Source organism: Nitrobacter sp. (assembly GCF_051535235.1).
Taxonomy (GTDB): domain Bacteria; phylum Pseudomonadota; class Alphaproteobacteria; order Rhizobiales; family Xanthobacteraceae; genus Nitrobacter.
Map to the genome: position 1 here is coordinate 18,066 of NZ_JBPPLZ010000006.1, position 24,725 is coordinate 42,790.

Here is a 24,725-nt window from a genome sequence, read left to right on the forward strand (position 1 = left end):
GGGGAACCAGCACATATGACCCAGATCACAGCACAGGAGGAATTCTGGGCCGGGGAGTTTGGCGACAACTACATCAAGCGGAATCAAAGCCAGGAAGTGCTGGCCGCCAAAACCGCGATGTTTGCCCGAATTGTCCAGCGATGCAGCAACATCCGGTCGGTTCGAGAGCTTGGCGCCAACATCGGCCTCAATATTCTGGCCCTCAAGACCCTGCTTCCATACGCAGCGTTCCAGGCCATCGAAATAAACAGCCTGGCCTTCGAAAGGCTGGCGACGATACCCGGAATAGCTGCTTCCAATACGACGTTGTTCGAACCGGTCGGGTGGTCGAGCGTCGATCTGGCGTTTACCGCCGGTGTCCTGATCCACCTCAATCCCGACATGCTGCCGGTGGCCTATGAAAGGCTCCATGAGGCCAGCAAGCGTTATGTCCTCGTGACGGAGTACTACAATCCCTCCGTGGTCGAGATCAGCTATCGCGGTCACAGCGGGCGTTTGTGGAAGCGGGATTTTGCCGGCGAGATGATGGACAAGTACCCTGATTTAAAACTTGTCGATTACGGGTTTATCTATCATCGGGACCCGGCATTCCCTGCTGACGACCTGACGTGGTTCCTGATGGAAAAGCGGGCCTGAAAATGTTGGGAGCGTGCGCTGACGACGACGTCGGCTATATGATGAGCGTCGTTCCCGGCTTACACGATGCCCAATGACGTCGTAATCATCACCCAGGCGCGCATGACGAGCACCCGCCTTCCGGGCAAGATCCTGATGCGCGCCGGGGAGCGCACACTTCTTGAAACGCATCTCGACCGCCTCGCCGATGTCGGCGTGCCCGTGATTGTCGCGACGACAACGAATGTCTCTGACGGTCCCGTCGTCGAACTCTGCGCTGCACGCGACGTTCCGGTATTTCGTGGCAGTGAGAATGACGTACTGGAACGTTACCAGGGAGCGGCGAGGGCACACGAGGCCCGTCACGTCATCCGCGTGACATCGGACTGTCCGCTCATCTGTCCAGACGTGATTCGCGCCGGCCTCGACGTCTATTCGGGCTTGAAGAGCGAGTCCGTTTATCTCTCGAACGCCGAAAAGCGGACCTACCCTCGCGGCATGGATTTCGAAATTTTTTCCCGGCGCTCACTCGACCTCGCCGCGGAGAATGCCAGGCTTTCGTCCGAGCGCGAGCATGTCACAGGATATATTCGCACGTCGATGCCGGATATTCGTCACGAGGATTGGACAGATGAAGAAGATCTCAGCGACTGGCGCATCACCGTCGACACAGACGACGACTTCAAACTCGCCAAACTTTTGATTGAAGACCACCGTGCGGCCGAGATGGATTACCCGGGCTTAAAGGCTTTGCTGAAAGCGCATCCGGAACTCATGAAAATCAACTCTCACATTCAACAGAAACCGATCTAAGGAGCTGGTGGTTTCGCCGGGAAATCTTATCGCGAATCACAAAATCGGAGTGGGCCATCCGGCGTGCCGCCGCATCCTCGGTCCATGCGATACTGCGGGTTAGATCGTCGGATGGGGCCAAGCGCCTTCGGGACAGAAGCATGCGTTTCTGCTGACGCCGACGAAACCGATCCCGCTGGCGCCGAAAGGCGGCTCTTAAACCGGCGCCGGGCCACTAGTTTGCTGCCGGCAGAGCGTTCGGGTTTCCTGGCAGAGTTTGTCCACTATCGAAAGAGATCGATTCTGCCGGAGCGATAATTCGTCGCCAGGTCGTCAAGGACCGTTGTCACCGGGAGTGTCCCGTGCAGTTCGCAATTTTTCACGACAAGGCGCTCCAACGCCTCCAGGCGGGATTGGGCTGCAGCGTCGCCCTTCGCCTTGAGCGATTGAAGGATATCGTTGGGAAGATGAGTCACGATCCACGCCTGATGGGTTGCCGCGGTTTGCGCAATGTCTCCTCGCGAATAGGCCTCGTTCCATTTGTAACAATATGGCCCGGCATGCGCGGTGGTCGCTGCCATCGTGATCGCTGCGAGAACGAACGGCGCTGCTGGGTGCATCTGCGCTATCCTGGTGGGTCAATCCAGATATATAATCGCGCGTCTGGGCGTTATGCGGTCACTGGAGACAAGCGGCGTGCTGCTCAAGCTATGGGAAAATCCATTTTTGCTGTCAGCATCGGACAGGGTGGGGATCAGGTAATCTGTTCGGCAAAGACCGCGGGTCGCAGGAAACAAATGCATGAACGCGATAATAACCCAAGGACTCCTACACCTCGAACTGTAGAAACAGACCTGACGCAGCGGCGACCAAGTGGGATCGAAGAGCAATTGTGTTGACAGGGGTTTGTTATCTTCGATCGGGGAGGTTCATTTGTTCATCGCGCTCGTTCCAAGGGCCGTGGCGAGGAAGGCTTAGGTTGCTTTATCTTTGGATTCGTGACTTGTTCCTTGAGCCGGACGCCCCGACCGCCAGCCAAGCTTTGACCATCCGGACTGATCAACTCGATTCCCGCGTGGTCCAGAGCTGAAACCAGCTTCATCAGGGAATCCACATTGCCACGGATGACGCCGTCGCTTGCTTCCATGCGTTGAATGGTGGGAACTGAAAGATCCGCTAGTTCAGCCATTTGCCGTTGATCTATATTCAGCAGCGCGCGGGCGGCCCTGAGTTGATTAGCGGAAATCATGAATTGGCCAGCTCCAATGCGAGTCGCCAATATGTTTAAACTATATGAAATGCAGTATCAAGCATCAATTTAAATGCATAAGGCATCATTTAGTCCTGACCCTAGCATTCCGGTCCTCATTTGTATCGCGCGTTTTACCGAGTTCCGTGAATCACCCTGATTCCACATCGCTTATGGACGACGGGCGGGCCTATCGAAACCGTGCCGGAGTCGTCGCATGCGCCCGTTGTTCATTAGGAGTGTAAAGCGACGAGCGCGGGTGTTTTTTCATTGACGAACTGCTGAACGTAGAACCGCGCAAGGCTGGCTGGATGCACCGCTGGGACGCAGCCGAGCCAGCGATGCTGGTACGCGATGATGTGGTCGAGCATCTCGGTAAATGAAGGCGCGTTGCCGGTCGTCAGGACAAGCGTTGCGCGGAGTAGCGCGACAACACACTGGCTCGGTCGGGATCACGAATTGTCGGGTAGGGGGTGTTCGCGGCCATGTGTCGCGTCACGCGGTCATGCGTTCATAGGCTCTGTCTGCCGAAGAGCTGAACGGACGACCCGCGTCGCCTGAAAGGCGCGCATGCGCCAGGCAATGTCGCGCTTTTCAACGAAACCATAATTTGCAGCCATTGCGCGCCGTTGCAGCGCGTATCCCGTTCGCCTGTTGCGTACAGGTGCTCGGCATCCAAGTCCAACCGCGCAAAGCCGATCAAACATGCCAGCATGCTCTATCGCCAACAGCACAAAAACACGTTGGATATGAAAGAACTACACGACCGCGACAAAGATATGAGGTTCCAGATGCATAGACTGATGCATAAGCGAGTCTAATACATCGAATAAGAAATAATAATTGGTGTTTATTCCATCATCTTTTATGTTCAGAGCCCGTGAATGGCGGTCGAAGATACGAGCTTTTACGCTTTCATTGCCTGTCCCATCGGGAAGGCTGCGCCCAGATCGACCGCTGCTATCCGGAAGCCCGATAGTCGCCGATCAAGTGTGTCCAGTTCGATGTCGGGAGGGACGCCCATGATCGCGAAGCGCATAGCGAGGCAAGGCTTGAAGAAGCCGATCGCTGCACAGCGATCCGCGCATCGCTGATACGGCCGTTGCCGCGGAGTGAAATTCGATCCGGAACTTTCGCGGATCACAGAGAGAAGGAGAGATAGATGAACGTCCAAAACGAAAAATCGATGACCGTCCGCGGCAAGGACCGCTACAAATCCGGCGTGATGTCCTACAAGAAGATGGGCTATTGGGAGCCGGACTATACGCCGAAGGAAACCGACGTCATTTGCCTGTTCCGGGTTACGCCCCAGGATGGCGTCGATCCGATCGAAGCCTCGGCGGCGGTAGCCGGCGAATCCTCGACGGCGACCTGGACCGTGGTATGGACGGACCGTCTCACGGCGGCGGAAAAATATCGCGCCAAGTGCTATCGCGTCGACCCGGTCCCGGGTGCGGAAGGCCAGTACTTCGCCTATATCGCCTACGATCTCGACCTGTTTGAACCCGGTTCGATCTCCAACCTCACCGCGTCGGTCATCGGCAACGTGTTCGGCTTCAAGCCGCTCAAGGCCTTGCGGCTCGAGGACATGCGGTTGCCCGTTGCCTACGTTAAGACGTTCAAGGGACCGCCCACCGGCATCGTCGTCGAGCGCGAGCGCCTTGACAAGTTCGGCCGTCCGCTGCTCGGCGCCACCGTCAAGCCGAAGCTCGGCCTGTCCGGCCGTAATTACGGCCGCGTGGTCTATGAGGCGCTGAAAGGCGGTCTCGACTTCACCAAGGACGACGAGAACATCAACTCGCAGCCGTTCATGCACTGGCGGGAACGCTTCCTCTACTGCATGGAAGCGGTCAATCGCGCCCAGGCAGCGACCGGCGAGATCAAGGGCAGCTACCTCAACGTCACGGCGGCGACGATGGAGGACATGTACGAGCGCGCCGAGTTCGCGAAAGAGCTGGGCTCGGTGGTCGTCATGATCGACCTGGTGATCGGCTACACCGCGATCCAGTCGATGTCGAATTGGGCGCGCAAGAACGACATGATCCTGCATCTGCATCGTGCGGGCCATTCGACCTATACCCGGCAGCGCAGTCACGGCGTGTCGTTCCGCGTCATCTCCAAATGGATGCGGCTCGCCGGCGTCGATCACATCCACGCCGGAACCGTGGTTGGCAAGCTGGAAGGCGATCCGCTGACCACGCGCGGCTTCTACGATATTCTCCGCGAGGAACACAACCCGATGCAGCTCGAGCACGGCATCTTCTTCGACCAGAACTGGGCGAGCCTCAACAAGGTGATGCCGGTCGCTTCCGGCGGCATTCATGCCGGCCAGATGCACCAGCTCATCCAGCACCTCGGTGAAGATGTCGTGTTGCAGTTCGGTGGCGGCACCATCGGTCACCCGATGGGCATCCAGGCCGGTGCGACGGCCAATCGTGTGGCGCTGGAGGCGATGATCCTCGCTCGCAACGAAGGTCGCGATTATGTCAGCGAAGGGCCGGAGATCCTGGCCAAGGCAGCCGCAAGCTGCACGCCGCTGAAGCAGGCGCTCGAGGTGTGGAAGGATGTCACCTTCGACTACGCCTCGACCGACGCTCCCGACTACGTGCCGACCGCCGTTCCTGCGGCGTAATGGAGGACATCATGCGTATTACTCAAGGTTGTTTTTCTTTCCTGCCCGATCTGACCGACGATCAGATTTCCCGGCAGATCCAGTACTGCCTCAGCCAGAATTGGGCGGTGAACATCGAGTTCACCGATGATCCGCATCCCCGCAATACCTATTGGGACATGTGGAACCTGCCGATGTTCGACCTGCCGGATGCGGCAGGCGTGCTGATGGAACTGAAGGAGTGCAGGAAGGTCTATGGCGACCGCTACATCCGGATATCCGCGTTCGATTCCAGCCATGGTTGGGAGTCGGTGAAGTTGTCCTTCATCGTCAACCGACCCAAGGAAGAGCCGGGCTTCCGGCTCGAGCGCCAGGAATCCGATAGTCGTAACGTTCGGTACACCACGACCTCCTATGCGGTGGCCGATCGTCCTGAAGGTCAGCGCTATTCGTCATGATTCCATCCGGCTAAGGCTGGACGATTCATCCTTTCAGTCGTCCAACCCGGATTTACGGCTCCGTCGTCTCCTGACGACGGAGCCTTTCTCCCCGAACGTTTTCTCTCGAGCGGCCGTAAAAAAGAAGCTCCCGACCGAGGTTATCAGGACCACCTTCGATGCAAGATAAAGTCAACCTGCGCGAGGAGCTCGAAGCCGTTGGAATCGGCGAGATACTCAAGCAGCTCGATCAAGAGCTGATCGGTCTCAAGCCCGTCAAGACGCGAATCCAGGAGATTGCGTCGCTCCTCCTCGTCGAGCGGATACGCAAGAAGATGGAACTGACGTCGGAGAACCCGACGTTGCACATGTCGTTCACCGGAAATCCCGGCACCGGCAAAACCACTGTCGCCTTGCGGATGGCCGATATTCTCCATCGGCTGGGTTATGTACGCCGTGGCCATGTCGTGTCGGTCACGCGCGACGAATTGGTCGGACAGTATATCGGCCACACCGCGCCGAAGACCAAGGAGATATTGAAAAAGGCGATGGGCGGCGTTCTGTTCATCGACGAGGCCTATTACCTCCATCGGCCCGACAACGAGCGCGACTACGGCCAGGAAGCCATCGAGATCCTGCTCCAGGTCATGGAATCCCAGCGCGAGGACCTGGTGGTGATTCTCGCAGGCTACGCCGACCGGATGGAAAGATTCTTCTCCAGCAATCCCGGTTTTCGCTCGCGCATCGCTCATCACATCGACTTCCCCGACTACAGCAACGAGGAGTTGCTCGCGATCGCGGAGGTGATGCTGCGCCACATGAACTATAAGTTCACCTCTGACGCCCGCGACGCCTTTGTACGCTACATCGCGTTGCGCAAGGCGCAGCCCTTGTTCTCCAACGCACGCTCGATCCGCAACGCGCTGGATCGTATTCGCTTGCGTCAGGCCAATCGCCTGGTCGCGGACCAGAATGCCATCCTGTCTGTCGACGATGTCCAGTCGGTCGTGGCGTCCGACGTTCTTGCCAGTCGCGTGTTCCACACGTCGCAGCCTGCCATTGTCGAGTAATAACGCAACCGCCCGCAAACGAGGGTGCGTGGGTTCAGGTCAAGAATCTGTCACTTCGCATTGAAGATCCTCTCAATGTCAGCCTCACCCAATTTGCAACTTTGGATGACCACGCAGGTAGCGGGTGCTGCACTAGAAGCTGGGCTGTTTCGATGGCTGGCTGCGTTGACCGCCCTCAATTTAAGATTCGACTCGGTTCAGAGTGTTCGGCTTCGATTCCCTGAAATGATTTGCCGGAGACTACTTGGATGCCTCAAGGCCGCCCACCGCTTTTTGCCGTCTGGGCGGTCCGCGTGAGGTGATCTTGCGATTTGATGTTATGTGATCGCAGAACTGGCCGCAGATCTTTTCTTTGGCGCGATCCGCCTGCCAGGGAGAGGTGTCGGTGTTGATGCGAGCCGGGCCGATTGTATTGCGCGCGAAGCGATTATATGACGCGGGTGCCATGCAACTTCGTCGCTGCGCATACGGCAGGCCATGACCACATTTGAAGTCCTCGAACTCCGTCTCGGTCGCGCCGCGCCTCTCGGCTCGACCGGCGCGCTTAGCGCCATCGACAAACAACGGGTGCACGGGCCGGTGTCCGTAGGTCATTCAGGCTGCGAAGGCGACGAGCAGGCTGATCGCAAGCACCATGGCGGTCCACATAAGGCCGTTCACGCCTATTCTGCATCGCACTTCGCGGCTTGGACCAGGGAGATACCGGCGCGTGCCGATCGCTTCCGACCGGGCGCCTTCGGCGAGAACCTTGTGGTCGACGGCATCAGCGAGTCCGGTCTTTGCCTTGGCGACCGCTGGCGCATCGGTTCCGTATTGGTCGAGGTCAGTCAGGGCCGCCAGCCGTGCTGGAAACTGAATATACGCTTCGATGTGCCGGACATGGCACGCCGGGTGCAAGATACTGGGCGAACCGGATGGTACTTCCGGGTCATCGAGCCCGGCTCCGTCATGGCAGGCGATCATGGCAGGCTCTCAGCGCGGCCGAATCCTGCCTGGTCGCTCGCTCGAATCTCCCATCTGCTCTACCATGACCGAATGAACCGGCCGGCGCTTGTCGAATTTGCCGATCTTCCCGGTCTTCCCGAAAGCTGGCGTCGGCTGGCCATGTCACGTCTGGCATCCGGCAGGATCGAAGACTGGTCGCGGCGGATCGAGACGCCTCGGTCCCGCTCTCCTGCCTGACCCTCTCGGTCGTTGCTCCACTCGGCCATCTTTTTATTTCGTCTTGCATCTTTCTGACGGAAGCACGGGCAATCCGAAAACCATCATGGATAAACCCATGCGGTCGCGCCACACAGAGATGCTCCGAAGGTGAGCTCGGCGATCCCGGCTCGGCGAACCTGCGCGACGAGCAGATTCTGTCGGACTTCAGGAGTTTAAGTGTGTGGTTGCGAAATATGCGGTCAGCCGCCAGTCGATGTTCCGTTTGGTGCTGGGGCAGGGCTCGGTACCTTCGTGCCACCGCTTGGGGCAGGCGCCTCCGCACACCGGCAGCATACGGCAGTCGCCGCATGGAAAGCGTCTTGCCAGAACGTCGTCATTGAAGATGCTGAGAGCGTTTCCTTTTTGCGAGTCCTCGTCCGAACCCAAAGTGCCGAGTTGATAGATATTGGGAGTTCCATATTCAGGGACGTATGATGTTTCCGTGCAATTGAAAAGCCGGCCATGGGCGTCGATCAACTTCGCATTCGGCATGACGGCCAGGCATACGATGGGCCGTTGCTGCGGAAGCCAATTGACTGCAAAACCCAGATTGTAGAGCTCGGTGAGCCACTCTTTTTCGGCCGTTGCATATTCATCAGGGTGAAGCGCATCCGCGGACGTGCTGCGACCACCCCACTCATACACCGATGCCGTGTAGAAGTTGACCCGCGAAGCCAGCCCGGCGTCGGCGATGCGGCGAACGAGCGGTACAACGCCTTGCAGATTTCGACGGTCCACGTTGCAGCGGACGCTTAGCTTGCACGTTATGTCGGCATCCGCCGCTATCCTGATAAAATTGCGCCAGATGACATCGAAACTCGGAGCGCCTGCTTTGTTGTGGCGGCGCTTGTCGTGATATTCGCGGTCGCCATCGAGGGTGATTTCGATTTCATGAACCCCGAGGCGAAGAAGCTCCTCCACGACATCCTGTTTCAGGAGAATGCCATTGGTAATCACCTTCGCCTGGTAACGACAGTTCGCCTGGGCGGCGAGCTTCTGCAATACGGGGGACAGCTTCCGGATGGATGGCATGCCGAGCAGAGGTTCTCCACCGAACCAGCAGACCCCCATAGCGTTGTACGTGCCGGTCGCCAGCGCGTTTGCGGTTCGCTGAACGATCCTGCTCTGGTCGTCGTCCGACAATTGCGTACGGCCGTGTTTCTGTCCACAATAGCCGCAGCCGAGCTGACAGGCGTCGGTCGTTTGAATGACCGTATAAAACGTATCGTCGCTACGGATCGCCGCCATGTTCCGACGGACGACGACCTCAAGTTCGTCCTGGTCGTCGTCGATCAGCAGCTCCATCCGCTGCAGATCGTTCAAGATTTGAGCGGGCAATTCCTCGCAACGATTGTTCTTGACGAGTTGCCAGCTCTTCTCGTCAAGGACAATCGGCGTGGCCGTTCGGGTCGCGAAAACTGCTCTGCAAGTGAGGGCAGTCATCGGATCGCGTAGCGGCGGAGATTCAACGTGATAGTGGCTGAGTCTCATTGCGGCCGGGTTTTTTGTTGAATTCCGACATCAAGTGCCGGCATGGAGCCGCAGCCGCTTCCGCCTCCGCAACTGCAGTTGTTCGACGCCTCCGCGCCGGCAATCCGGCGCAGGTTCGGAGCTGCTTCCGCGATTTGTCGCGCAAGTTCCGGGTTGGTTATCAGCAATCTGCCGTGGGCGTCGATGTGCAGATCGTCGGCCGTTACGGCCTTGATGGCGTCGGCGAGAGATTTCGGCATGACCACTCCTCAGCGTTGCTGCTTGTCGCCGAGCTGCGGAAGCTGCGGCATCTGACAGTCGCAATTGTTTGAAGCACCCGTTCCTGCGACCCGCTTCAGATTTGGCACCGCGCCGGAAACAGCCTTTGCAATATTTGGGTTGTCGATCACCACGCGTCCAAATGAATCGATGGAAATATCGTGTTCTTTAAGGTCCTTGAGAGAGTCATGAAGCGTCGGCATTATGATTTTCCTCCTTCTTGCTGTGCCACTGCTGTGGCATGGAGCCAAACGGGCAACTCAATGCGCCTGAGTCGAGGGTTGTAATTCCCCGCATCCATGGAGCCAATTTTCCGGACCTCAGCTCCATTGTTCCATCGTCGGCGAGACGGCCGAGATGGTTTCGTTCGTCCGATAACGCCACGGTGCATTTGCCGATGGCGCCATCGGCCCGGATGACAAACGAGTTCGCCTTCGCCGCATAGCAGATGGTCGTGCCCGGACCGTCGTGAGCGCGGGGAAGGTGACCGTCGATGAGCGCCTGGAAGTTCGCCAGCAGGTCGGCCCGCTCTTTCCGGGAAAAGGTCTTGAAGGAGCCGGTCTTGGGGCCGCCCCAATCCTGAACGCCTTGAAGGTCAACGCAAAACCGGTTGTCGTTTCCGAACTGGGCGACAATTTCAGAGATGAATGCGGGAAAAACCTCGATGTTATGCGGTCCGAAATGCAGCCGCAGAATGATCGAGAATTTGAGGTCGGACGCTCGTAGCGCGACGAGGTTATTCCAGATTCTCTGGTACGTTCCGTCGCCGAATTGAGTCGGTCGCGTCCTGTCGTGACTGTCAGCGGGCCCGTCGAGAGTGATCTGGTACTCCCACACGCCTGCGCTCGAGAGCTCTTTCGCCGTTTCAATGTCGAGAAGATATCCGTTCGTCGTCATGCTGCTGTAGAAATCGCAGGACGCCGCTTCGCTGGCCCGCTTCTTGCCGAAACGGCAGAGGTCCAGAATGATGTTTTTCGCCAGCAGCGGCTCGCCGCCGAACCATGCGAGTTTGAGAAGCGAGAGCTCTGATATTCGGTGATCGATTAAATTCTTGATCGCCTGAATCGTTTTCGGCTTCATTTTTCCGATCGAGAAATCTTCATAGCAATACGTGCAGCGGAAATTGCATTTCTCGGTCGGGAAAATAATGAGTTCTAGAATTTTCGGTGATATCGCCTTTAACAGACTTTCATCAAATGGGCTGTTGCGAGAAACAGGTGTCTCGTTCACCAAGCTCATGATTGTACCTCGAAATATGCCGATAAAATAATGCACCGAACCTATTTTCTGATTTTCAGAAGGTCAAAGCAGTTCGCATGCAATAACTAATGCGCGCTTTTCTGCTGCTGCAGAATAGAGCATTAAAGTCGACAGGAATTTCAGTTCTAATAAATGCGATCGAATCGTGGATTCGAAATTCTCCGAGCCGGCGCAAACGATTAGATTGAGAGTGTTGGTTTCGACGAGCCTGTTTACGAAAAGGCGAAGGAAAAAATCGAACGGAGTTAAAGAAAAAGCGGCTGCTTCGCAATCGAAGGAGGACATAAAAACATGCAGCGGAGTCAGTACGCGTGCGTTGAAACCTGACACGCCTCAGTTGAGGGCGGCGCGCGAACGCAAGTGCCGGGTGAAAAGATTGTTTGCCGGCCGGCTCGCCAGAAATCGATATCGATGGCGATGCTTTTCTCGACTGCCGCGAAAACAGCCGCAAGATCCTGCAGGCCGACTTCCGTCGAACAGCGTGATCTCCTGCGCCGATGGGCGGCCGGGATGCGCGCCGTTGATCACCGCGTCGTTTTCGACGATCGCCTGCTCGATCGGAAGGCCGTTAGCCACTGCATGCTGAGCGTCACCGATGGTGACGGACTGAGTCACCTCATCGGTGAAGATCGTTGCGGCTGCGATGAGTTTGGCCTCGACCTCCTGTCTGCCCCTGGTATCGGTGCCCGTGCAGGCCAGATGCGTCCCGGTTGCTTTAGGAGGCCTTCAAATCTTGAGCGGTTCACGGACAAGACGATCGTCTCGCTGAGAGAACTGCGCGGGGATCTGAAGCTGGCTCGCAAGCGCGGCTTCGCATTCGACGATGAAGAGCGTAAAATGGGCATGGGAGTGCGTTGCCGTGCCGACCCTGAACGCTCACGGAGATGCGGTGGCGCTGCCGGCTGGAGACAGGGATTAGCGTAGCTGCGGTGGGTTGGGTATGCTTCGAGATCGCGCAATGGGTATCGCCACGAAACCGCCCCATCGCGGCAATCAGGTCCTCGTATGAAGGATGATGGACAGAAAAGCCTGCTGCAATGGCTGGCTCCCGAACTCGCAGCGAAGGGCGTCCTGCTGAACGAACCCTGGGTCCAGGCCAGCGTGCGGCAGGTCGAGGACATGTTTCCGGTCAAGCCATTGGCGATCGCGGCCTTGATGATGGTCGCGGTCGAACCTTTCGCGATCGACTATCTGAGGCAGGCCCCGGTCCTCGTCGTCGCGGCGGCGCAGGGCATGGAATGCTTCCGGCCGATGGAGCGGGAATTTGTCCTGCGGAATTGGCAGACGATCGTCCATGATCGTCCGAAATTGCGCGACCTCCTGAAATACTATGGACTTGTCCGGCCATTACGGGCGCTCAAGGGAGAAGCGTTCCGCGCTGGCCCCGCCGAATATCAGGTCATTCAGAATTTGTGCGATGTCCCGCCGTCGCCGCTGGCGCAGGCGATCCCAACGTCGATCCGCCACCAGCATATCTGGCTGCGCGCGCTCGGTGAATGGTCCGAGACCATGTGTCGTCGTGAGCAGAGCGCCAGAGCTCTTTTTGATTGGGCCGTACGCGCAATGGGCAATCATGCGGAGGCGGGCGACACGCTGGATCAGGCCTCTGCTGTTGCGGATTATGCGGCGATTCATATCGACACCTTCAATCGGCGCTGGAGCTATCAACGTGCTTTCCGGGCCGCACTCGAATGGCATGAGGAACTCGCGCGGGCGAGCAGCGAGAAGGCGTATTTCCTAACCCATAAAATGGGGTGGGACGAGGTGATCGACTACGGCGATCTGCCGGGCAGCACGACGATCGAAGGCTATGAAATGGTCGCGCTGCAAACCGGCGCTGCGCTTCACGCCGAGGGCGCGGATATGCATCATTGCGTCGCGAGCTATGCGGGAAATGTCATACGAGGCTTCAGCCGGATTTTCTCGGTGCGCAAGGACGGACGACGGGTCGCGACCTTCGAGATCAGCAAGTCGGGCTTCTTGCTGGCATCGGGCGAATTTCTTCAGTTGCCCTCCAGCAAAGGACCGCTTTACAAGCTCGTTCAGCTCAAGGGACCGTACAATGCCGAGGTCCCGCAAGAGGTCGAACAGGCGATCGGCGGCTTTATTTCCGGTCTGAACGAAACGGCCCGCGCCGTCGGATGAGCACGTTGGCCCTCATGGGAATCTGATCGATCGCCACGTGCCTGACTGCGGCAGTTCGCACGCCGCTATCACCGTGATCTACATAACGCTTTGAAAATAAAGGGATTTATCAATTTGTCCGGGTTGACAAGCCGTCGGTGCATGCCGATGTTTCATGGCAGAGACGGAGCCCGCCAGGGCGATCCGTCGGATGTATACCCGCTTGTCGGTCCGCCGAGTAAAAGCCGTTTCCACCAACGTTCGAAACGGGCGGCGTTGATAAGTTGACTGTCGAACAGAACGAACGAGACGACGAAAGGAAAGTCCCCAATGGCCAACACAACCGCGGAGCTCGAGGCGCTCCTCACGCAGCGTTCGCTGACCGACACCCAGCTTCTGGCTGCGGTGGAGGCTTCGGCGGACTTTCGGATCCTGCCTGACGCCACGGTTCTCAAGATCGGCGGACAGAGCGTCATCGACCGCGGCCGCGCGGCGGTTTACCCGCTCGTGGACGAGATCGTCACCGCCCGCAAGAACCACAAACTGCTGATCGGGACTGGTGCGGGGACCCGCGCCCGCCATCTTTACTCGGTCGCGGCCGGGCTCGGCTTGCCGGCGGGCGTGTTGTCGCAACTCGGAGCCGCGGTCGCCAATCAGAACGCCGTCATGCTGGGGCAGCTTCTCGCGAAGTACGGAATATCCGCGGTCGATGGCGCCGGGCTTTCGGCCGTGCCGCTCTACCTCGCCGAGGTGAACGGCGTCGTCTTCAGCGGCATGCCGCCTTACGGCCTCTGGATGCGGCCCGCCGCCGAGGGTGTCATCCCTCCCTACCGGACCGACGCCGGGTGCTTCCTTGTCGCCGAACAGTTCGGCTGCAAGGCGATGATCTTCGTGAAGGATGAGGACGGCCTCTACACGGCGAACCCGAAGACCTCGAAAGACGCCACCCTGATTCCAAAGATCTCGGTGGCTGAAATGAAGGCCAAGGGACTTCACGACTCGATCCTCGAATTCCGGATGCTCGACCTGCTCGAGTCCGCGCGTCATGTCCGGCAGGTGCAGGTCGTGAACGGCCTTGTCCCCGGCAATCTGACCCGCGCGCTCGCCGGCGAGCACGTCGGCACCATCATCACCGCGAGCTGAGAGAGATCGTCATGGCCAACACCACCAACACCATCAAACACGTCGCTTCCCCGCTCGCGCGCCAGACCCTGCTCGACAGCGAACTCACCGATCCCGTCGCTGGCAAGCGACCGATCCGGCTCCTGCCCTGGCTGCAGGTGGTGAAGATCGGCGGCCGCTCCATCATGGATCGCGGCCGGGACGCGATCCTCCCGATCGTGGACGAGATCCGGAAACTATTGCCGGAGCATCGTCTGCTGATCCTGACCGGCGCGGGCATCCGCGCCCGCCATGTTTACGGCGTGGGTCTCGATCTCGGCCTGCCGGTCGGTTCGCTCGCCCCGCTCGCCGCGACGGAGGCCGGCCAGAATGGCCACATTCTGGCGTCGCTGCTCGCCCCGGAAAGCGTCTCCTATGTCGAGCATCCGACCATCGCCAACCAGTTGGCGATCCATCTTTCCGCGGCCCGCGCGGTGGTGGGAAGCGCCTTTCCTCCCTATCACCATCACGAATTTCCGGGCTCTCGGATTCCGCCTCACCGGGCGGACACCGGCGCGTTCCTGCTCGCCGACGCGCTCGGAGCGGCCGGCCTCACGATCGTCGAGGATGTGGATGGCGTGTATACCGCCGACCCCAACGGTCCCGATGGAAAGAAGGCGCAATTGCTTCGCGAGACGAACGCCGCCGACCTCGCAAAATTCAAGGGTACGCTGCCGGTCGACAGGGCATTCGTCGAGGTGATCGCGACCGCGCGCCACATCGAGCACGTGCAGGTCGTGAACGGGCTCGTGCCGGGTCGGCTCACCGCCGCGCTGCGCGGCGAGCACGTCGGCACCATCATTCACACCGGCGCGCGTCAGGTCTGAGTCAGTTCCGCGTAGCGATCTGATGCCGCAGAACGGGTCGGAACAATCGTTCCGGCCCGTTTCCTGTTTGGCTCATCAATACGTCGCCGATTTCGAAGCAAGCTGCCGGGATAGCCGGACTCCGCCAAAAGCCGCGCAGCCCGGCCGACCTTCGTGCCTTTTTCGAGAGCTATCTGGGACCACCTCCAGCCTGCAATGGTGCTTTCGTTGCGGCGCAACGTACGCTATATATTGCTGCTATATAACGTGCGGGCGGGGCTGGATGGCGATCGAAGCGTTGGTCACGCTGAAAAGCGAGAACGTTCCGGCCGTCGGACGCGAGCGGTTGAAACTGCTCGAGGCGGTTGCGCGCGAGGGCAGCATTTCGGCCGGGGCACGGGCGATCGGCATCACCTACAAGGCGGCGTGGGACGGTCTCGATGCGATGGCCAACCTTTTCGGCAAGCCGTTGCTGGTCAGTCGTGCGGGTGGTCGCGCCGGCGGCGGCGCGACGCTGACGCCGACCGGTCACACCGTCATCGAGGCGTTCAGAAGAATGGAAGCGGAAATGGTTCGCGTCCTGCGGACGGTCGAGCCCGAACTCGTCGAGGCCGGCGTTTCTCCACTGGACCTTGTCTCGGGATTTTTGATGAAGACCAGCGCACGCAACGCGATCCGCGGCAGCATCGTCAAGATCGTCTCCGACGCGCTGAGCGCCGAAGTCGAAATTTCGGTTTCGCCGGAAACGACGATCTATTCGCTCGTCACGCACGCCAGCATGGAAGAACTGGGATTGTGCCCGGGTCGATCGGTGACTTTGCTGATCAAGGCGCCGTTCGTTGCCATCGCGACCGGCAAGACAGCGCCGAAAACCTCCGCGCGCAATTGCGTTAGGGGAACCGTCAACCGATGCGAGACATCGGATGTCAGCGCGGAGGTCGTCCTCGACATCGGCGCCGGCAAGACGCTTACGTCAAGCATCACCTCGCACAGCGCCAAATCGCTTGGCCTGTCTCGGGGAAAGCCCGCATTCGCCCTGTTCGACGCCGCGCACGTCATCGTCGCCATCAACTGAAGGCGTGGCTTCGGGATTGCGCATCGTTTCGATCGCTCTCGGCATTGCCGCTTCCGACTTTGCTTGGGATGGCCTCAGCTTGGAAAAGCCGCGCCGTCGCCAGCTTCCCTGAGATGAAAGCAACCGTCGTCAAAGCGTCCGAATGCGGCGATGACGATCGACTTGATCGACGCCTCGGCCTTCAGCAGCATTTCCTCGTATTCTCCATCGGGTGTTGACTCCGCGACGACCCCGCCGCCAACGCCGATCGAGAACCTTCCATCAGCCCATACGATGGAGCGGATCACGATGCTCAGGTCGGCAGCGCCATCATCGCCCAGCCAGCCAAGCGCGCCGGAATAGATGCCGCGGGCGCGCTGTTCCAACCGGTCGATATGCTCGAGGGTGCGGAATTTCGGCGCGCCGGTCATCGATCCTCCCGGAAACGCGCCGCTGCGCAGCACGTCGATGAGCGTGTGTCCCGGCTTCAAAACGCCGCTGACGGTGCTGACCAGTTGGTGGACCGTCTGATACGTTTCGACGTCAAACAGGTTTGGCGCGGTTACAGTCCCGGTCTCGCAGCAGCGCGACAGATCGTGGCGCAGGAGATCGACGATCATCCCGTTCTCCGCCCGGTTTTTTCGGCTGTGCCGTAGCGTTTCGATCAGCCTCTTGTCTTCAAGCGGATCGGCATCGCGCCGGATCGTTCCCTTGATCGGCTTTGCTTCGATGTTGCCGTCGGCATCGACGGCGAGGAATCGCTCCGGCGACGCGCTGAGGACGGCTCCGCCGGGCCATGTGAGGAAAGCCGCGAACGGGGCGGGATTGACGCGCCGCATGGTGCGATAAACCTGCAGCGGTTCAATCGGGGCGGCGCAGGAAAGCTCGTTGGTCAGACAGACCTGATAGGTCTCGCCTTGCGCGATCAGGTCGAGACAGCGCGCGACCTTGGAGAGATAGCCCGCTTTTCCATCTCTCATGAGGAACTCAATTGGCTCCCCGCCGATCTCGTGGGGTGATTTCAAAGGCGGGCTTTGCGCCGATTCAATTCGCTTCAGGGTGGATTGAATCCAGTGCTGCGCGCGGCCGGCTTCATCCGGGCTGTCGATGGCGCAAACATAGGTTTTCCCGCTCAGATGGTTCACGGCGATGAATCGGTCCGCATGGATAAACAATGCGTCGGGCGTCGCAGCGCGCCGCTTGGTCGGCGAACCACAGTCATGCCGCAGCTCGTAACCGAACCAGCCGACATGCCCGCCGACGAAAGGACAGGGCGGCGCCGATTGCGGCCGGGCTGGATGCTCTCTTTGAAGATACTCGAACAGGCCGATGGTCTCGGTTCGGTGACCGCGAGCGTCGTCGATCACGATGGTCCGCTCGCTGCTGCGATACTGGACTGTTGCCGCATGTGGCCCCGATGCATCCCCCATGTAGGACCATTGCGACAGCGCCGATCCGGCGAGATTGCTGTCGAGCCAGAAGGCGAAGGGCCGGTCGGCAAACAGCGAACAGAACGCCGCTTCGGTGTCGATCGCATGCGGGATTTCGAGCCAGAATCCCTTGCGGCTCGCTGCGGCCGGCGCGGGTGCGCGGCGCTTGCGCGCGCGCGCTGGGGGCGGCGTTGATGGTCGTCCCGAGGCCCGAAACGACAGATCGCGAAAATTTCGCAGCAGGATGCGGCCGTCTTCCGTCAGGATCGACTCGGGGTGAAATTGAACGCCCCATTGCGGCCGCGTCCGATGGGCGATGGCCATGACGAGGCCGTCTTCGGTGCGGGCAATTTCCTCCAGAGCGGAGGAAAGGGGCCGCCCGACGACAAAGGAATGGTAGCGCGCGGCGTCGAACAACGGCTGCATGCCCGCGAAGAGGCCAAGTCCTTCATGCACGATTCTGGAGGTGCGGCCATGGACCAGAGACGGAGCCCGTTCCAGTGACGCGCCCGACGCAATGGCGATGCCCTGATGGCCGAGACACACGCCGAGCAGGGGCACCGTGGCCGCTTCGATGGCAGCCCTGCACAGGCCGAAATCCGCCGCCCGGTCGGGCCGCCCCGGTCCCGGCGAGATGACGACGTTATCGAAACGCTGTCCGGAGAGTTCGTCCCAGGTCGCTGCATCGTTGCGGAAGAGGAGGGGTTCTTCCTGATTGATATCCGCGATCAAGTGCACAAGGTTGCAGGTAAACGAATCGTAGTTGTCGATTATCAGCGTCCTCACCGGAAATGACCTCGACACGGAGTTGCGCCCGCAGGAAGCGGCGGACGCGAATGATTCATCGGGATTTGATCCGCGGGCAGCGGCCAAGGTTGCTGTTTAATCGAGGCCAGCTCAAAGCGGAACCGGATTCATTGCCGCGGCCAACGCAGTCCCTGCGGGTGGACGCAAATGGGCCGTTTTCGAGGGGGCTTCCGGAAGGTGTTTCGCCGAATCGGCATCCGGCTGGGTCTCGGCGCCATTTCGGGCGATTGTGCGGGGGCGGAGAATTGCCGTTACCGGTGCGTCGGCAAAACGAGAGACGCAATCCAATCGAATCCAAACGACCGGGCCGCTGCTGCGGGAGCGCCGACGGCCTGTCGGTTCAGTGAAGGCTGAGCGAAGCTTCGCCTGAGATATCTCCCGCTACCACCACTTCGAAGCCGGCCATGAGGGTCTTATGGGCGTCCTCGATACGACCCGCCCGGATCGAGACGTTCGCGAGTTTGCTGAAAATGCCGGGAACGGCAGGTTGCAACCGGATCACCTCGCGATACGCCTCGGCGGCATCGAGAAATTGGCCCAGAGCTTCGCAGCTTTGTCCGAGCAGAAGCCACGGCTTGTAACTATCGGACCGGACAAGGGTCAGCAGGTCGAACATGCGTCTTGCCGCGGCGTGGTCACCCTTGCAAGAAAGAAGCTGGCCGTACCGATAGAGCGCGTCCTCGTTGTGCGGATCGATCTCCAGAATCCGGCGATATCCGTGCGCAGCCTGTTTCAGTTTGCCGGCCTGGTGCAACTCCGTCGTCTTTTTCAGTACGTCTGCGACCGTCCGCAAGTCGAACCTCCTTCCGCAAATTGCAACCGTTCCGCGAAACTGCCGTGGCCTCGGTGTTTCTCATTCGCGCTTCGAAATGTGCTCTCTATCGTTCGCGAAATGCCCGGGACATGCTGTCTTCGATGGGTTTCATGATGTACTGAAAGAACGTCCGCTCGCTGGTCTTGATGAAGACTTCCGCCGGCATGCCGGGTGTCGGACTGAAGCCGTGGATTGCCGCAACTTCCGAATTGTGTAGCCTCACGCGAACCACATAGATGTCGCTCGGTCCGGTCTGCTGTGATTTTTTCTCGTCGGCAACAGTGTCGGCGGACAGGTAGATGACGTCGCCCGAAACCATCGGCGTGACGCGCTGGCTGAGCGCCGTCAGCCGGACCATCGCCTCCTGACCGTGTTTGACCGAGTCGATATCCTGCGGCCTCACCCGCGCCTCGATGATCAACGGCTCGTTGAGCGGCAACAACTCCATGATGGGTTTGCCCGGCTCGACCACTCCGCCGCGCGTATGGAAACGCAGTTTGACAACGATGCCCTTGACCGGCGCGCGGATTGTCGTGCGGTCGAGAACGTTTTTCGCGCTCAGCATCCGCTCCCGAACGTCGACCATCTCGCCGCGGATTTCGTGCATCTGCTCGACCGCGGTTTTGATCGCGGTCTTCCGAACGCCATTGATCTGTTCGACCGCTCTGGCGATCCGCTCCTTGGCGTCGCCGATATCGCCCATGATGCGGCCGACCTCGCCTTCGAGATTGGCCTGACTTCGTTGCAGAAGGAGAACGTCAGGCTTGCGCACGAGGCCGGCGGCCAGAAGCTGTTCCTTGGTCTTGATATCCTCCTGGACGAGCGCGATCTGGCGCTGCACGCCATCGAGTTGAATCTTCGATCCGGCGATGCGCTCGTTCAGCGCCTTGATGCTGTCCTCGATTCCGGCGATCTCGCTGTTGGTGTTGTTGCGCTGGGCGGTGAATGCGAGAACCTGGGCGCTGACGATGCTGCGTATTTGCGGATCTTTCGACTCCGCTGCCAGATCCGGCGGAAAGTGAATTTCCGGGTCCTCGCGGACCTGGGCCTGCAGGCGGGCATCGACAGCCGTGAGCCGCGCGTTGCGAAGGTAGAGCCGCTGCATCTCGGCTTTTGCGGTGGTCTGATCCAGTTCGACCAGAATCTGACCCGCTTCGACGGTATCACCCTCGTGAACCATGATGTCGCGGATCATGCCGCCTTCCAGGTGCTGGATGGTCTTGTTCTGACCCGTAGCTACGAACACGCCCGATGCGACAACCGCACCTGCGATTGGTGCGGTAGTACCCCAGACTCCGAATCCCATGATCGTCGTTGCGATGACCGCCACGCCCGCCATGGTAAGGCCGCGCGTCGAGCGAGGCAGATCGATATGCCAGGGCTGGTCGCCTATCAGTGTCGTGCTCATGGCCGCCTCTCCGGGCTCATGTCTTTCCGCTTCGCGATCAGGCGTCGAGCATCGGCGATGCCGAAGCGGTCGGCTGTCGGCGGCCCGTCACCAGCGGGATCACCTCGTCGCGCGCTCCGAACGCCTGCACGGAACCGTTTTGCAGAATCATGATCTTGTCGACGCTTTGCAGCAGCGCCGGCCGTTGCGTGATGGTGACGACCGTCATCCGCTTCTCCTTGGCGCGCACCAGCGCCTTCGCCAGCGCGCGTTCGCCGTTTGCATCGAGATTTGCGTTCGGCTCATCAAGCACGATCAACCGCGGATTGCCGTAGAAGGCACGCGCGAGGCCGATCCGTTGCCGTTGCCCGCCGGACAAGGGGCTGCCGTCCATGCCGATGACGGTTTCGTATCCCTGGGCGAGTTCCGAAATCATTTCATGAACGTCGGCGGTCTCCGCCGCGTCGAAGATATCCTCGTCGATCGCGTCGGAGCGCATGCGCGCGATGTTTGCCTTGATCGAGGCCGGAAACAGTTGAACTTCTTGCGGCAGATAGCCGACACTTTCGCCGAACTGACGCGGATCCCAATTGCGCAGGTCCATCATGTCCAGTCGGACATTTCCGGCGGTCGGAATGATCGAGCCGACCAGCATTCGCGCCAGCATGGTCTTGCCGGTGCCGGAAGGCCCAACGATGGCGAGAGATTCGCCGGGCTCAAGCTGGAAGCTGATGCCGTTGAGGATCACCTTCTTGTTCGGCGGAGGGACATAGAGGATGCGCTCGACGCTGAGACGGCCTTCGGGACGCGGCAGCCGCAACCGTTCGAGATTCAGCGGTGAGTTCTGAAGCAGGGTCTTGATGCGGTTATAGGCCGAACGGGCCTGCACGAAGTGACGCCAGCCTTCAATCGTGCCTTCCAGGGGTGCGAGAGCGCGGCTGGCGACGATCGATGCCGCGATGATCATGCCTCCGGTCAGTTCGCTCTCGAGTGCGAGATAGGCGCCCCATCCGAGTATGGTGATCTGGGTGCCCAGACGCAGGAACTTCGAAATCCCGGTCATGATGATGTTCAGGTCGTGGCCGGCGACCTGAGCCTTGAGCGATTCCACCGTTTCCTGTCCCCATACCTGAACGCCTTCCGGAATCATGCCCATGGCGTTGATCACCTGGGCGTTGCGTGCCATCGCTTCCGCCTGCAGGTTGGCGCGGGTTCCGAAGGCATTCGCCCGGGTGAAGGGTATCGCGGTGACGCGCTGGTTGATGAGCGCGACACCGATCAGCGACATGCTCGAACCCAGGACGATGAGCCCGAGCTGTGGGTGGATCAGGAACACGACAGCCAGATACGCGGGTGTCACCGGCGCATCGAAGATCGTCAACAGGACCGGACCAGTGATGAATGCACGCAAATGCTGCAGGTCTGCCAGTGTCTGAAACTCCCGGCTCGATCCGCTTTGCGCCGCTTTCGCCGCTGCACTCAGCACGGGGCCGCCCAGGCGGGCTTCGGTCTCGACGGCAACCCTCATCAGGATGAAGCGCCGTAACATGTCCATCACGACATGCGCTCCGATAGCCAGAATCACGATCGAGGAGAGCATGATCAACGTGTCGACGCTCCGGCTGGTGAGCACGCGGTCCGACATGTTGAAAAGATAGATGGGAATCGAAAGGACGAGAAGATTCACGACGAGCGAAAAAACGCCGACTGTGATCAGGTTGCGCCGTGCGGCAGTCAGTCCCTTGCCGAGAACATCCCGAAATTCGTTGTCGCCGGAACGCTTGTGCAATTGCGGCGGGCCGCCGCCGCCACCGCCGCCATTGAGATTTCCTCTGCCGTTAAGGTTGCGCCCGTTCGCAGGTGCAAGAGGAGGTTTGGCTCCGTTGCGCTGTTGCAGAGGAGGCGCAGGCGTTGGGTCGGTTCGTGCATCGAGCGTGTCGGCCGGCTTTTCAAACGGATTTCGCCATAGTTTCTGCGTCAGTTTTCTGATCTGCGCTATGAGCGCGTCCTTCGAGTAGCGATCGCTTGAATCAGCCGGCGGATTGCCAATGGCTTGATTGTCGGTCAGACTCATTGCGGCTCTCCTCAACCGACAAGCTTCGATTACCTGGTCCGATCTAGTGGAGGACGCAGGACATGGGATCGTCGTGCGGAAGTGCCGCGGTTGCCTGATGCTGCGGATCTGAAGTGGTGGGTATATCGTCGTGTCCGACAAAGGCGATCACTTCGGGGACGAGAGCGTGGGGATTCGTTTGAACGACGTGGTCCGAATCCTGGTTTACGAGATTGGCCTGGATCAGAATGGTGTCGCCGTAGGCCTGCCCGTTGACATAGGTATTGCTGTTCCCAACGTTGACGATGGCCGCATCGTTGCTGAGAACGTTGCCGCCGGTAGAGACGTTTTGCGTCGCCATGCTGTCGCCGTAGTAGGCGGCCGCGACGTTCGATGGCGATTGCTGGAGCTGTATCGCCATATTCGCGTCAGAGACGATGTTTGTCTGCCAGATCGCGTTCACGTCGTAATAATTGCCGGTGACATAGAGGATATGGAATGTGCCGCCATTGCCGGCAATCAGGTTTCCGAACGAGGGGTCGATCTCTGTTGTCCCGCCCGAGATGTTATGGACGAGACCGTCGAGATCTGACGTCCATGGCAGATTGTGGTTGCCGCCGTAATTCTCGATCGTTGCCGTGTTGGTAAGCTGATTGCCGCCGGTGGAAACGGTCTGGTTCGGGTTGATGCCGTCGCCCGTGATCTGAACGGTATCGTTGTTGTAAAGAAAGTTGTTCTGATAGATCACGTTCATGCCGTGGTAGCTACCGCCGACAACGACGAGATCATAGTTGAAATCGCCGTCGTTGATCAGCACGTAGTTGCCAAGTTCGTTCTGGCCGGCGTGAACTTCATAATGCGTGCTCGAGCTGCTCTGCATCGTCACGTCGTTGTCGGACAGATAATTGCTCTGCACGAGCGCGCGAACGTTGAAGTAATCGCCATGCACGACGTCGACGGACCAGTTCGGACCGGCAAAATAGCTTGGCAAGGAGTCGTAGATGCCGGGATGCTGGACGAAGTCGGCGATGTTGGTTGCCTGATCGCCGCCGGTCGCGATGCTGGCTCCGGTACCTCCGACCGTGACGTGGTCGTTGTCCATGTACGAGTTGGTCTGGAAGACCGCGTTGGTCTTGAAGTAGTCGCCCATCACCACCATGGTTCGAGCCGAATCCGTGAGGTCGACGATATAGGCTCCGTTGGTGGCGGTGTTTCCGCCATCAAGCGCCCACTGGCCCAGACCATGGCCGAGATCGGGCGCGGGGGTCGGGTCGGGGGAGGGCACCTGATCGGGCGGAAGCGGCGCCGGATCCTGGAGTAGGCCGTTGAGGTAATATCCCGGCTTGACCGAATGCTGGTCGGCCGCGCCGTCGTGAGCGGCCCAGGCCTGATCGTGCGCGGCGACGAAAGCCGGAAGCGAAGCCGTGTCGTGCGGGGCATACCATTCGGCCGGAACGACCGAACCCGCACCGGCGACCATCGTGGCGATCGCGTGGCCGGCCTCCGCATCCAAGGCATTCAATGCGGCCAAAGCGTTGGCGCTATGAGTTCCCGTGACCGCATCGTCGTCGTACATGTTGTTGTACTGATGCGTCTGGATTTCGCTCTGCTCACCGCCTTCCTGATAGACCGCCTTGATGACATCGCTGCCTCCGCCTCCACCGCCGGAGCCCGGGCTGATCGGAGTCATGACGACGTGCGGGTGAGGCGGCAAGAACCGGTCGATGTCGATATTCGACGCGGAGGGGAGGTGCGAGCGGGGCAGGTGGTGGTCGGGCTCTCCAGCAGCCTGCGCGTCCTGGAACGCGACCGAACGACTGCCCGTTTCGTCGTCAGCCGGCGTCAGCGCGAATTCAGGCCGATGGCTGGTATAGTCGTTGGTGTCGGAACGGTAGTCGCCTTCGTCGGGTGTGATGCGGAAGCGGGCAATGTCGTCAAAGATCTTAAGATACCCGGCAAAATGCCAGATGATCTCGGTTATGCCGCCGGGCACCATGAGAGCCTCCTGCTTTCAGGCACGCAAAACGTCCCCATTCCGCGAGCGCCCTCGCAGTCTCTGAATTTCTAGAAGTGTTGGGTTACCGGGAAAAAGAACCTGCGCGG

22 protein-coding genes and 1 pseudogene are annotated in these 24,725 nt (G+C 59.7%); 11 read left to right on the top strand and 12 right to left on the bottom strand.

Annotation, left to right across the window (positions count from 1 at the left end; all coding sequences use genetic code 11):
- Positions 1 to 15: 15 nt before the first annotated feature.
- Together ACS3WA_RS09695 and ACS3WA_RS09700 are read left to right on the top strand one after the other, a co-directional pair.
- Positions 16 to 636: a pseudaminic acid biosynthesis-associated methylase gene (locus ACS3WA_RS09695; protein ID WP_438278328.1), complete on the top strand. Its 621-nt coding sequence runs from the start codon at positions 16 to 18 to the stop codon at positions 634 to 636.
- 66 nt (positions 637 to 702) lie between these two features.
- Positions 703 to 1,428: a cytidylyltransferase domain-containing protein gene (locus ACS3WA_RS09700; protein ID WP_438278329.1), complete on the top strand. Its 726-nt coding sequence runs from the start codon at positions 703 to 705 to the stop codon at positions 1,426 to 1,428.
- A 263-nt stretch (positions 1,429 to 1,691) separates the two neighbouring features.
- Here the strand turns inward: ACS3WA_RS09700 and ACS3WA_RS09705 are convergent, their stop codons facing one another.
- Together ACS3WA_RS09705 and ACS3WA_RS09710 are read right to left on the bottom strand one after the other, a co-directional pair.
- Positions 1,692 to 2,027: a hypothetical protein gene (locus ACS3WA_RS09705; RefSeq protein WP_438278330.1), complete on the bottom strand. Its 336-nt coding sequence runs from the start codon at positions 2,025 to 2,027 to the stop codon at positions 1,692 to 1,694.
- Between the two features lie 317 nt (positions 2,028 to 2,344).
- Positions 2,345 to 2,656: a helix-turn-helix domain-containing protein gene (locus ACS3WA_RS09710; protein ID WP_438278331.1), complete on the bottom strand. Its 312-nt coding sequence runs from the start codon at positions 2,654 to 2,656 to the stop codon at positions 2,345 to 2,347.
- Between the two features lie 1,162 nt (positions 2,657 to 3,818).
- On the opposite strand from ACS3WA_RS09710, the gene ACS3WA_RS09715 reads away from it, so the two are divergent.
- From ACS3WA_RS09715 to ACS3WA_RS09730, 4 genes are all read left to right on the top strand, one after another.
- Entirely contained in the window at positions 3,819 to 5,288 is a 1,470-nt protein-coding gene (locus ACS3WA_RS09715) for a form I ribulose bisphosphate carboxylase large subunit (RefSeq protein WP_438278332.1), read from the top strand.
- A gap of 11 nt (positions 5,289 to 5,299) precedes the next feature.
- Positions 5,300 to 5,725, top strand: coding sequence for a ribulose bisphosphate carboxylase small subunit (locus ACS3WA_RS09720; protein ID WP_438278333.1), 426 nt, complete (start codon positions 5,300 to 5,302; stop codon positions 5,723 to 5,725).
- 158 nt (positions 5,726 to 5,883) lie between these two features.
- A complete protein-coding gene (cbbX, locus tag ACS3WA_RS09725; protein ID WP_438278334.1) occupies positions 5,884 to 6,774 on the top strand; it encodes a CbbX protein in 891 nt (296 codons plus the stop codon).
- Positions 6,775 to 7,251: 477 nt separating this feature from the next.
- The gene (locus tag ACS3WA_RS09730) at positions 7,252 to 7,956 is read left to right on the top strand and encodes an MOSC domain-containing protein (RefSeq protein ID WP_438278335.1); all 705 of its coding nucleotides are present in this window, start codon (positions 7,252 to 7,254) and stop codon (positions 7,954 to 7,956) included.
- Between the two features lie 186 nt (positions 7,957 to 8,142).
- On the opposite strand, the gene ACS3WA_RS09735 is transcribed toward ACS3WA_RS09730, so the two are convergent.
- The 5 genes and pseudogenes from ACS3WA_RS09735 to ACS3WA_RS09755 all read right to left on the bottom strand — a co-directional run.
- The gene (locus ACS3WA_RS09735; RefSeq protein WP_438278336.1) at positions 8,143 to 9,420 is read right to left on the bottom strand and encodes a radical SAM protein; all 1,278 of its coding nucleotides are present in this window, start codon (positions 9,418 to 9,420) and stop codon (positions 8,143 to 8,145) included.
- Between the two features lie 44 nt (positions 9,421 to 9,464).
- Positions 9,465 to 9,707, bottom strand: coding sequence for a hypothetical protein (locus ACS3WA_RS09740; protein WP_438278337.1), 243 nt, complete (start codon positions 9,705 to 9,707; stop codon positions 9,465 to 9,467).
- 9 nt (positions 9,708 to 9,716) lie between these two features.
- Positions 9,717 to 9,929 (bottom strand): hypothetical protein, encoded by a 213-nt coding sequence (locus tag ACS3WA_RS09745; protein WP_438274198.1) that lies wholly within the window; start codon positions 9,927 to 9,929, stop codon positions 9,717 to 9,719.
- Positions 9,913 to 10,965, bottom strand: a complete 1,053-nt coding sequence (locus tag ACS3WA_RS09750; RefSeq protein WP_438278338.1) for a radical SAM protein — start codon at positions 10,963 to 10,965, stop codon at positions 9,913 to 9,915. Before ACS3WA_RS09750 ends, ACS3WA_RS09745 begins: the two co-directional genes overlap by 17 nt.
- Positions 10,966 to 11,384: 419 nt before the next feature.
- Positions 11,385 to 11,694, bottom strand: a pseudogene (locus ACS3WA_RS09755) (ornithine cyclodeaminase family protein); the annotation flags it as partial.
- Between ACS3WA_RS09755 and ACS3WA_RS09760 the strand changes: the two are divergent.
- The 5 genes from ACS3WA_RS09760 to ACS3WA_RS09780 all read left to right on the top strand — a co-directional run bounded on the left by ACS3WA_RS09760 (position 11,686) and on the right by ACS3WA_RS09780 (position 16,152).
- Positions 11,686 to 11,910 (top strand): IclR family transcriptional regulator domain-containing protein, encoded by a 225-nt coding sequence (locus ACS3WA_RS09760; RefSeq protein WP_438278515.1) that lies wholly within the window; start codon positions 11,686 to 11,688, stop codon positions 11,908 to 11,910. The pseudogene ACS3WA_RS09755 and the gene ACS3WA_RS09760 sit on opposite strands and share 9 nt — an antisense overlap.
- A gap of 81 nt (positions 11,911 to 11,991) precedes the next feature.
- The gene (locus ACS3WA_RS09765; protein WP_438278339.1) at positions 11,992 to 13,131 is read left to right on the top strand and encodes a PcfJ domain-containing protein; all 1,140 of its coding nucleotides are present in this window, start codon (positions 11,992 to 11,994) and stop codon (positions 13,129 to 13,131) included.
- A 309-nt stretch (positions 13,132 to 13,440) separates the two neighbouring features.
- A complete protein-coding gene (locus ACS3WA_RS09770) occupies positions 13,441 to 14,253 on the top strand; it encodes an amino acid kinase family protein (protein ID WP_438278340.1) in 813 nt (270 codons plus the stop codon).
- An 11-nt stretch (positions 14,254 to 14,264) separates the two neighbouring features.
- Positions 14,265 to 15,098, top strand: coding sequence for an amino acid kinase family protein (locus ACS3WA_RS09775; RefSeq protein ID WP_438278341.1), 834 nt, complete (start codon positions 14,265 to 14,267; stop codon positions 15,096 to 15,098).
- Between the two features lie 262 nt (positions 15,099 to 15,360).
- Positions 15,361 to 16,152 (top strand): TOBE domain-containing protein, encoded by a 792-nt coding sequence (locus ACS3WA_RS09780; protein ID WP_438278342.1) that lies wholly within the window; start codon positions 15,361 to 15,363, stop codon positions 16,150 to 16,152.
- 74 nt (positions 16,153 to 16,226) lie between these two features.
- Here ACS3WA_RS09780 and pabB read toward each other — a convergent pair whose 3' ends face one another.
- From pabB to ACS3WA_RS09805, 5 genes are all read right to left on the bottom strand, one after another.
- Positions 16,227 to 18,347, bottom strand: a complete 2,121-nt coding sequence (pabB, locus tag ACS3WA_RS09785) for an aminodeoxychorismate synthase component I (RefSeq protein ID WP_438278343.1) — start codon at positions 18,345 to 18,347, stop codon at positions 16,227 to 16,229.
- Between the two features lie 361 nt (positions 18,348 to 18,708).
- Entirely contained in the window at positions 18,709 to 19,161 is a 453-nt protein-coding gene (locus ACS3WA_RS09790; protein ID WP_438278344.1) for a tetratricopeptide repeat protein, read from the bottom strand.
- Positions 19,162 to 19,246: 85 nt separating this feature from the next.
- Entirely contained in the window at positions 19,247 to 20,590 is a 1,344-nt protein-coding gene (locus ACS3WA_RS09795; RefSeq protein ID WP_438278345.1) for an HlyD family type I secretion periplasmic adaptor subunit, read from the bottom strand.
- A 37-nt stretch (positions 20,591 to 20,627) separates the two neighbouring features.
- Positions 20,628 to 22,643, bottom strand: a complete 2,016-nt coding sequence (locus ACS3WA_RS09800; protein WP_438278346.1) for a type I secretion system permease/ATPase — start codon at positions 22,641 to 22,643, stop codon at positions 20,628 to 20,630.
- A gap of 43 nt (positions 22,644 to 22,686) precedes the next feature.
- On the bottom strand, positions 22,687 to 24,618 hold the full coding sequence (locus ACS3WA_RS09805) for a hypothetical protein (protein ID WP_438278347.1): 1,932 nt from the start codon (positions 24,616 to 24,618) through the stop codon (positions 22,687 to 22,689).
- Positions 24,619 to 24,725: the final 107 nt, after the last annotated feature.

Excerpts from the sequence above, each read along its gene's own strand:
- ACS3WA_RS09720 (WP_438278333.1), top strand. The coding sequence starts at position 5,300 with ATGCGTATTACTCAAGGTTGTTTTTCTTTCCTGCCCGATCTGACCGAC.
- ACS3WA_RS09775 (WP_438278341.1), top strand. The coding sequence starts at position 14,265 with ATGGCCAACACCACCAACACCATCAAACACGTCGCTTCCCCGCTCGCG.
- cbbX (WP_438278334.1), top strand. The coding sequence starts at position 5,884 with ATGCAAGATAAAGTCAACCTGCGCGAGGAGCTCGAAGCCGTTGGAATC.
- ACS3WA_RS09695 (WP_438278328.1), top strand. The coding sequence starts at position 16 with ATGACCCAGATCACAGCACAGGAGGAATTCTGGGCCGGGGAGTTTGGC.
- ACS3WA_RS09770 (WP_438278340.1), top strand. The coding sequence starts at position 13,441 with ATGGCCAACACAACCGCGGAGCTCGAGGCGCTCCTCACGCAGCGTTCG.
- ACS3WA_RS09780 (WP_438278342.1), top strand. The coding sequence starts at position 15,361 with ATGGCGATCGAAGCGTTGGTCACGCTGAAAAGCGAGAACGTTCCGGCC.
- ACS3WA_RS09740 (WP_438278337.1), bottom strand. The coding sequence starts at position 9,707 with ATGCCGAAATCTCTCGCCGACGCCATCAAGGCCGTAACGGCCGACGAT.
- ACS3WA_RS09800 (WP_438278346.1), bottom strand. The coding sequence starts at position 22,643 with ATGAGTCTGACCGACAATCAAGCCATTGGCAATCCGCCGGCTGATTCA.
- ACS3WA_RS09805 (WP_438278347.1), bottom strand. The coding sequence starts at position 24,618 with ATGGTGCCCGGCGGCATAACCGAGATCATCTGGCATTTTGCCGGGTAT.
- ACS3WA_RS09700 (WP_438278329.1), top strand. The coding sequence starts at position 703 with ATGCCCAATGACGTCGTAATCATCACCCAGGCGCGCATGACGAGCACC.
- ACS3WA_RS09715 (WP_438278332.1), top strand. The coding sequence starts at position 3,819 with ATGAACGTCCAAAACGAAAAATCGATGACCGTCCGCGGCAAGGACCGC.
- ACS3WA_RS09710 (WP_438278331.1), bottom strand. The coding sequence starts at position 2,656 with ATGATTTCCGCTAATCAACTCAGGGCCGCCCGCGCGCTGCTGAATATA.
- ACS3WA_RS09795 (WP_438278345.1), bottom strand. The coding sequence starts at position 20,590 with ATGAGCACGACACTGATAGGCGACCAGCCCTGGCATATCGATCTGCCT.
- ACS3WA_RS09760 (WP_438278515.1), top strand. The coding sequence starts at position 11,686 with ATGCGTCCCGGTTGCTTTAGGAGGCCTTCAAATCTTGAGCGGTTCACG.
- ACS3WA_RS09750 (WP_438278338.1), bottom strand. The coding sequence starts at position 10,965 with ATGAGCTTGGTGAACGAGACACCTGTTTCTCGCAACAGCCCATTTGAT.
- ACS3WA_RS09745 (WP_438274198.1), bottom strand. The coding sequence starts at position 9,929 with ATGCCGACGCTTCATGACTCTCTCAAGGACCTTAAAGAACACGATATT.
- ACS3WA_RS09705 (WP_438278330.1), bottom strand. The coding sequence starts at position 2,027 with ATGCACCCAGCAGCGCCGTTCGTTCTCGCAGCGATCACGATGGCAGCG.
- ACS3WA_RS09735 (WP_438278336.1), bottom strand. The coding sequence starts at position 9,420 with ATGACTGCCCTCACTTGCAGAGCAGTTTTCGCGACCCGAACGGCCACG.
- ACS3WA_RS09730 (WP_438278335.1), top strand. The coding sequence starts at position 7,252 with ATGACCACATTTGAAGTCCTCGAACTCCGTCTCGGTCGCGCCGCGCCT.
- ACS3WA_RS09765 (WP_438278339.1), top strand. The coding sequence starts at position 11,992 with ATGAAGGATGATGGACAGAAAAGCCTGCTGCAATGGCTGGCTCCCGAA.